Below are 8,031 nucleotides of genomic sequence, written 5' to 3'. Positions count from 1 at the left end.
GTCCGGCGCCCCTTCGGCGTTCCCAGGGCCCGGGGCTAGCGCCCCCCGGCCGCCCGGTCGGCGGCCTGCGCCCGCAGCGCCCGCTCGACCCCGGCCTTGGCCTCGACCACCTGGCGCCGCAGCGCCGGCGCCGGGTCGGCCGCGGCCAGCCACGCGTCGGTGGCGTCGACCGTCGCCTGCGTCACCTGCAGCGCCGGGTACAGCCCGCCGATGATCTGCTGCGAGATCTCGTGGCTGCGGGTCTCCCAGATGCCCTTGACGGCCGCGAAGTACTTCGCCCCGTACGCCTCGAGCAGTTCCCGCTGGTCGGCCTGCTGGAAGCCGACGATCGTCGCCTCCTGCACGTAGTTGGTGAGCTCGTCGGACTCGACGACCGCCGCCCAGGCCTGTGCCTTGGCCTCGGCGGTGGGCCGCGCCGCGCGGCAGGTGGCGGCGTGCTCCTGGCCGGCCGCGGTGTTGTCGCGCTCCAGCTCGGCGGCGATGGCGGCCTCGTCGGCGCGCCCGGTGGCCGCCAGCCGGACCAGCAGGGTCCAGCGCAGCTCGGTGTCGACGGCCAGGCCCTTGATCTCGGCGGTCCCGTCGAGCAGTCCGGCGAGCAGGTCGAGCTGTCCGTCGGTGCGGGCGACGGCGGCGAGCGTGCGGGCCCAGGCGAGCTGGTGGTCGCTGCCGGCCTCGGCACCGCGCAGGTGCTCCTCGGCGGCGGCGGCCCAGCGGCCGAGGCCCTCCTCGCGCCACGCCGGGTCGGTGTAGGCGTCGAGGGCGAGCTTGACCTGCCGCTGCACGGACTGGACGACGCCGATGTCGCTCTCGCGCCCGATGCCGGAGAGCGCGAGCGACAGGTAGTCGCGGGCGGCGAGTTCGCCGTCGCGGGTCATGTCCCAGGCGGAGGCCCAGCACAGGGCGCGGGGCAGCGACTCGGTGAAGGCGCCGAGGTGCTCGGTGACGACGGCGAGCGAGTCCTCGTCGAGCCGGATCTTGGCGTAGGAGAGGTCGTCGTCGTTGAGCAGGACGACGGCCGGCCGGTGCCGTCCGACGAGCTCCGGCACCTCGGTGCGCGGCCCGTCGACGTCGAGCTCGATCCGGTCGGTGCGCACGAGCGTCTCGCCGTCGGCGAGTTCGTACAGGCCGATGGCGATGCGGTGCGGGCGCAGCACGGCCTCGCCCTTGGCGCCGGCGGGGAGGGCGGGGGCCTCCTGGAGGACGGTGAAGGACTCGATCTCGCCGTCGGTGTTGAGGACGATCGAGGGCCGCAGCACGTTGATGCCGGCGGTCTCCAGCCAGGCCTTGGACCACGCCTTGAGGTCGCGTCCGCTGGCCTCCTCCAGCGCGCCGAGGAGGTCGCCGAGGCGGGTGTTGCCCCAGGCGTGGCGCTTGAAGTAGGCCTGCACGCCCTGGAAGAAGGCGTCCTGGCCGACGTAGGCGACGAGCTGCTTGAGCACCGAGGCGCCCTTGGCGTACGTGATGCCGTCGAAGTTGACCTGGACGTCCTCCAGGTCGTTGATCTCGGCCATGATCGGGTGGGTGGACGGCAGCTGGTCCTGCCGGTACGCCCAGGTCTTCATCTGGTTGGCGAAGGTGGTCCAGGAGTTGGGCCACTTGGAGCCGGGGGCCTCGGCCTGGCAGACGGCCTCGGCGAAGGTGGCGAAGGACTCGTTCAGCCAGAGGTCGTTCCACCACTCCATGGTGACGAGGTCGCCGAACCACATGTGGGCGAGCTCGTGCAGGATCGTCGCGGCGCGGGCCTCGTAGGCGGCGTCGGTGACCTTGGAGCGGAACACGTACTGGTCGCGCAGGGTGACGGCGCCCGCGTTCTCCATCGCGCCGGCGTTGAACTCCGGGACGAACAGCTGGTCGTACTTGGCGAACGGGTACGGGAAGTCGAACTTCTCCTGGAAGTAGTCGAATCCCTGCTTGGTGACCTCGAACACGGCCTCGGCGTCGAGGAATTCGCGCAGCGAGGGCCGGCAGTAGACGCCGAGCGGCACCTTCTGGTCGCCGTTCTCGTAGCTGTCGAAGACGCCGACGTACGGGCCGGCGATCAGCGCGGTGATGTAGGTGGAGATGCGGCCGGTCGGCTCGAACGCCCACACCTGGGTGTCCCCGTCGCCGGTCGGCTGCGGCGTCGGCGAGTTGGAGACGACGACCCAGCCCTTGGGGGCGGTGACGGTGAAGGTGAACGCGGCCTTCAGGTCGGGCTGTTCGAAGCTGGCGAAGACGCGGCGGGCGTCCGGCACCTCGAACTGGGTGTACAGGTAGGTCTCGCCGTCGACCGGGTCGACGAAGCGGTGCAGGCCCTCGCCGGTGTTGGTGTAGGCGCAGTTCGCGACGACGCGCAGCTCGTTCTCGGCGGCGAGGCCCGGCAGCGGGATGCGGCTGTCGGCGAAGCTCGCGGGGTCGAGCGCGGTGCCGTTGAGGGTGATCTCCTCGACGCCCGGGGCGACGAGGTCGATGAACGTGTCCGCGCCGGGGGTCGTGGCGGTGAACCGGACGACGGTGGTGGACCGGAAGGTCCCGCCCTCGCGGGCGGTGCCGAGGTCGAGCTCGATGTCGTACGCGTCCACGTGCAGGAGGTCGGCCCGGGTGCGGGCCTCCTCACGGGTCAGGTTGGTGCCGGGCACTCGCTGAACTCCTTCGTCGGGCTGGTGTTGCGCATCTTCCCATGACCAACGCACGAGCCCGCCGAATAATCGCAGGCGGACGGCCGCGTCCACGACCGGCGCCGGAGAGGGACCGGCGCAGGCCGACGAGAGACGACGAGAGACGACGAGAGAGGGGCGGGCCGGGGCCGAAGCCCCGACCCGCCCCTCCCGAGAGGACGTCAGTCCTGCGTCACTTCTTCGCCCACTTGGTGAGCGGCGAGTCCGAGCCGTACCGCGCGAAGCCGTACACCGCGGTGGCGTCCTGCGGCATCCGGTACTCGTTCAGGCCGGCGCCGATGTCCAGGCTGTCGGGCATCGCCAGCGTCCCGAGGTCGGTCGTCGAACCGTCGGTCGGCGAGAGCGTCACCAGCCGCGCGGGCTTCTTGTAGCCCTGGGTGAGGATGGCGCGGACCTTGCCGTCCTTGTCGATGCCGGAGACGAGCCGGATGTCCTGGTTGGCCGTCGGGTTGGAGGCCGACCACAGCCGCTTGCCGCTGGTCAGGTCGTACGCGTTGACGGCGTCCTTGGAGCCGGTGACCTGCACGTACAGGATGTTGCCGCTGACCACGTTCTGGCTGATCCCGTCGCCCTGGCCGGACAGGCGCAGGCTGTCGGAACCCGCTTCCTTGACCGACATGGCGGTGCCCGGCTTGTCGGCCTTGTCGAACGGCAGGACGTAGTCGCCGTTGGTGCCGTTGGTGATGAGCACCACGAGCGGCTGGTCGGAGACGACCTTGTCGACCGCCTCGATGTTGCCGGCGAGCGCGAGCGGCGTGCTCTTCTGCGCGCCGGTCTCCGAGTCCACCACGTACAGCTGGGACTTGGGGGTGCTCTCGTAGCAGCGGTCGCTGATCACGATCTGGGCGCCGGCCGCGCGGCCGGTGACGGTGCAGCTGTTGTCGCGCGGCTTCCACGACCAGATGGTGCTGCCGTTGTCGATGTTGACCGCGCCGACCACCCGGCCGCCGATGGCGACGACCTTGTCGGTGACGGCCAGGGTCGGGGAGGAGATGCGGTCGTTGGAGACCTTGACGCTCCAGGTCATCTTGCCCGTGGTGAGGTCGACGGCGCCCATGGTGGAGCAGTCGCTGTCACCGGTGTTGAAGGCGACGGCGCCGACGCTCTTGGAGTTGACGCCGTACGACGCCGCGCACAGCTCCTTGGCGCCGGCCGGCACCGGGATCGTCCACGCGGCCTTGCCGTCCGACACGTTGTACGCGCGGATGCCGTTGGCGTCCACGCGCACGGTGACCTTGTCGGTGACCCAGACGCCGAGCATCTGGTTGCTGCCGTCCGAGTCGGCGGCCTTCGGGACGGACCAGGCGACGTTGTAGCCCGCGCCGCCGCCGGTGCCGCCGGTGCCCCCGGTGCCACCGGAGTTGCCGCCGGCGGTGCTGCTGCCGCTGGTGGTCCCGGTGGTGGTGCTGCTGCCGCTGTCGCCGGAGGTGCCGCTCGTGGTCCCGCCGGTGCTCGCGACCGAGTTGTCGGGGCTGTCGGGCTGCTTGATGAGCACGATCAGTGCGGCGACGATGGCGATCGCCAGCACGCCGCCGATGATGCCGCCCCACAGCATCACGGGGTTGCGCTGCTTGGGCGCGGCCGGCACCGGCGCGGCCGGGTAGGTGTAGCCGCCCTGCTGCTGCTCCTGCGGGTAGCCGTAGCCGCCGCCGTACGTCTGCCCGCCGCCGGCCACCGGGTCGTACGGGCCGACGGGCGCGGCGGCCGGGGGCGGCGGGGCCTGGGAGGGGAACGCCGCGGCGGTCGGCGCGTAGGCCGGGCCGGTCGGCGGCGCGGCCGCGGGCGGCGCCGGCGGCTGGGCCGGCGGTCCCGCGGGCGCGGCCGGGCCCGGGATCGCCGAGCCGTCGAGCTGTGTCATCTGGTCGGCGACGGCGGCCGGGTCGACGCCGGGCTGGCGCCCGAACGAGACGCCGCGGTTGTCCTGCGGGCCGCTGCCCGGTGTTTCGCCTGCCCCCGGCGTAGGGTGATCCCCTGCCATCTGATTCCCCGTCATGTCTGGATTCGTCCCCTGCCGCGACCGTCCGCGGTCCGGTGGGACGCGTGAGATTGGGCACCATGGTAGTGGTGACCGGTTTTCGGCTGCTGGCAGGAGCCCGAAAGCCCCCCGGTACCCCCTCGGGATCCCCCCACCACCTCAACGCCCCCGCGCCCCGACGAGCCCCACCTCCCACCCTCCCCACCCCCTCCCGTCCCCGCCGCCGCGCGCCCGCCGTCACCCTCACCGCCCCCTGATCCCGCCTCCAACACCCCCACCTCCCACTCGGAGCCGTAGGCTTCAGGAGTTGAAGGGGACGCCCGGCGGAGGGGTCCCCGCCCCCTTGGGATGGTGGATCATGGCGACGGACACACCGGGCTCGCAGTCATCGCTGCACCGGGCGAACCTGGAGCGCGTGCTGCGGGCCGTGCGGATGGCCGGCTCGCTGACCCAGGCCGAGATCGCCCGCGGCACCGGCCTCTCGGCGGCCACCGTCTCCAACATCGTGCGGGAACTGAAGGAGAGCGGCACCGTCGTCGTCGCCGACACCTCCTCCGGCGGCCGCCGGGCCCGCAGCGTCTCGCTCAGCGGCGACGCCGGCATCGTCGTCGGCATCGATTTCGGCCACACCCACCTGCGGGTCGCGGTCGGCAACCTCGCGCACCGGGTGCTCGCCGAGGAGAGCGCCCCGATCGACGTCGACGTCTCCGCCGCCCAGGGCTTCGACCGCGCCGAGGCCATGGTCGAGCGGCTCCTGGCGCAGGCCGGTTTCCGCCCGGACAAGGTGATCGGCGTCGGCCTCGGCGTGCCGGGCCCGATCGACGTGGAGACCGGCGCGCTCGGCTCCACCGCGATCCTGCCCGGCTGGACGGGCATCGCCCCCGGCCGCGAACTGGCCGAGCGGCTCGGCATGCCGGTGCACGTCGACAACGACGCCAACCTCGGCGCGCTCGGCGAGCTGGTCTGGGGCGCCGGCCGCGGCCTGAGCGACCTCGCCTACATCAAGATCGCCAGCGGCGTCGGCGCCGGCCTGGTGGTCAACGGCCAGATCTACCGCGGCCCGGGCGGCACCGCCGGTGAGATAGGGCACATCACGCTGGACGAGGCCGGGCCGGTCTGCCGCTGCGGAAACCGCGGCTGCCTGGAGACCTTCGTCGGCTCCCGCTACCTGCTCTCCCTGCTCTCCTCCACCCTCGGCCCGGACCTCACCCTGCCCAAGCTCGTCGAGCTGGCCCAGCAGGGCGACCTCGGCTGCCGCCGGGTGATCGCCGACGCCGGCCGGCAGATCGGCACCGGCGTCGCGACCCTGTGCAACCTGCTCAACCCGCGCCGGGTGATCCTCGGCGGCGACCTCGCCGAGGCCGGTGAGCTGGTGCTGGGCCCGATCCGGGACTCGGTCGCCCGCTACGCGATCCCGAGCGCCGCCCGCCAGCTGTCCGTGGTCCCCGGCACCCTGGGCGGCCGCGCGGAGGTGCTGGGCGCGCTGGCGCTCGTGATGAGCGAGATGGGCGAGTCGGGCGCCCTCGCCGCCGCCTCCGTCAACCGGGCTTGACGCGACCCGGTCCCGCCCGGACCCCCGTCACCTCGGGGATCGTCCATCACCGGCCGGTGGCACCGGGCGCGCCGCTCGGTGTCCGGCAGGCGGACATTAGACTCGACCGGTCGGCACCGACCACGACCGTCGCAGCGGACCGTCGAGGCGCACCGGCACACCGGGCAGCGACGCCCGTCGGACCGGCCGCGGTCCGCGAACACTGAACGAGGAGGAACGGGTGGCCCTGCTGACCCGCATTCGGGGACCGCGCGATCTCGACCGGCTCACGCCCGGACAGCTGGCCGCACTGGCGCAGGAGATCCGGACCTTCCTGGTGACGGAGGTCTCCAAGACGGGCGGCCACCTCGGCCCCAACCTCGGCGTGGTGGAGCTCACCATCGCGCTGCACCGGGTCTTCGACTCCCCGCGCGACCGCATCCTCTTCGACACCGGCCACCAGAGCTACGTCCACAAGCTGCTCACCGGCCGCCAGGACTTCTCGATGCTGCGGATGAAGGGCGGCCTGTCCGGCTACCCGTCCCGCGCCGAGTCCGAGCACGACGTGATCGAGAACTCGCACGCCTCCACCGTGCTCTCGTACGCCGACGGCCTGGCCAAGGCCAACCAGCTCAAGGGCAACAGCGACCCGGTCGTCGCCGTCATCGGCGACGGCGCGCTCACCGGCGGCATGGCCTGGGAGGCGATCAACAACATCGCCGACGCCAAGGACCGCCCGGTCGTCATCGTCGTCAACGACAACGAGCGCTCCTACTCGCCGACCATCGGCGGCATGGCCAACCACCTCTCCACGCTGCGCACCACCCAGGGCTACGAGCGCTTCCTCTCCTGGGGCAAGGACGCGCTGCAGCGCACCCCGGTGGTCGGCCAGCAGCTGTTCGAGACGCTGCACGGCGCCAAGAAGGGCCTCAAGGACTTCATCGCCCCCCAGGGCATGTTCGAGGACCTCGGCCTCAAGTACATCGGCCCGATCGACGGCCACGACCTCACCGCCCTGGAGTCCGCGCTGACCAAGGCGCGCGGCTTCGGCGGCCCGGTGATCGTGCACTGCCTCACCGAGAAGGGCCGCGGCTACCACGCCGCCGAGAACAACGACGAGGACCGCTTCCACGCGGTCGGCGTGATCCACCCGGAGACCGGCCTGCCGATCAAGAGCGCGGGCAAGGACTGGACGTCCGTCTTCGCCGAGGAGATGGTCGCGATCGGCCACGAGCGCGAGGACGTGGTCGGCATCACCGCCGCCATGCTCCACCCGGTCGGCCTCGCCCCGTTCGCGGAGGCCTTCCCGAAGCGGATCTTCGACGTCGGCATCGCCGAGCAGCACGCCGTCACCAGCGCCGCGGGCCTGGCCACCGGCGGCCTGCACCCGGTCGTCGCCGTCTACGCGACCTTCCTGAACCGCGCCTTCGACCAGGTCCTGATGGACGTCGCCCTGCACAAGCTGGGCGTCACCTTCGTGCTCGACCGGGCGGGCGTCACCGGCAACGACGGCGCCTCGCACAACGGCATGTGGGACATGTCGATCCTGCAGGTCGTCCCGACCCTGCGGCTGGCCGCCCCGCGCGACGCCGACCAGCTGCGCGCCCAGCTGCGCGAGGCCGTCGAGGTCAAGGACGCGCCGACGGTCGTGCGCTACTCCAAGGGCACGGTCGGCCCGGCCGTCGCCGCCGTCGGCCGGATCGGCGGCATGGACGTGCTGCGCGCCGCCGCGGAGTCCGCCGGGGCGCACCGCGCCGACGTGCTGATCGTCTCGGTCGGCGCGATGGCCGGCACCAGCCTGGAGGTCGCCGACCTGCTGGCCGCTCAGGGCATCACCGCGACCGTGGTGGACCCGCGCTGGGTCAAGC

Annotated in this window: 4 protein-coding genes; 2 read left to right on the top strand and 2 right to left on the bottom strand. The window is 72.5% G+C overall.

Annotation, left to right across the window (positions count from 1 at the left end; translation table 11 throughout):
- Window positions 1-35: 35 nt before the first annotated feature.
- Window positions 36-2,618, bottom strand: coding sequence for an aminopeptidase N (gene pepN / locus AB0O00_RS23805; protein WP_363654914.1), 2,583 nt, complete (start codon window positions 2,616-2,618; stop codon window positions 36-38).
- Window positions 2,619-2,829: 211 nt separating this feature from the next.
- Window positions 2,830-4,635 (bottom strand): PQQ-binding-like beta-propeller repeat protein, encoded by a 1,806-nt coding sequence (locus AB0O00_RS23800; RefSeq protein WP_363654912.1) that lies wholly within the window; start codon window positions 4,633-4,635, stop codon window positions 2,830-2,832.
- A 355-nt stretch (window positions 4,636-4,990) separates the two neighbouring features.
- On the opposite strand from AB0O00_RS23800, the gene AB0O00_RS23795 reads away from it, so the two are divergent.
- Entirely contained in the window at window positions 4,991-6,184 is a 1,194-nt protein-coding gene (locus AB0O00_RS23795) for an ROK family transcriptional regulator (protein ID WP_363654910.1), read from the top strand.
- Window positions 6,185-6,404: 220 nt separating this feature from the next.
- On the top strand, window positions 6,405-8,031 hold a 1,627-nt coding region (gene dxs / locus AB0O00_RS23790; RefSeq protein ID WP_363654908.1), incomplete at its 3' end, for a 1-deoxy-D-xylulose-5-phosphate synthase.

The sequence above is a fragment of the Kitasatospora sp. NPDC093558 genome (assembly GCF_040683475.1).
Classification (GTDB): Bacteria; Actinomycetota; Actinomycetes; order Streptomycetales; family Streptomycetaceae; genus Kitasatospora.
The sequence above is the reverse complement of the archived record's forward strand: the minus strand, read 5'-3'. Positions and strand labels throughout refer to the sequence as shown.

Bases quoted from the DNA above. Each gene is read 5' to 3' on its own strand.
- AB0O00_RS23800 (WP_363654912.1), bottom strand. From the start codon at position 4,635: ATGGCAGGGGATCACCCTACGCCGGGGGCAGGCGAAACACCGGGCAGC.
- AB0O00_RS23795 (WP_363654910.1), top strand. From the start codon at position 4,991: ATGGCGACGGACACACCGGGCTCGCAGTCATCGCTGCACCGGGCGAAC.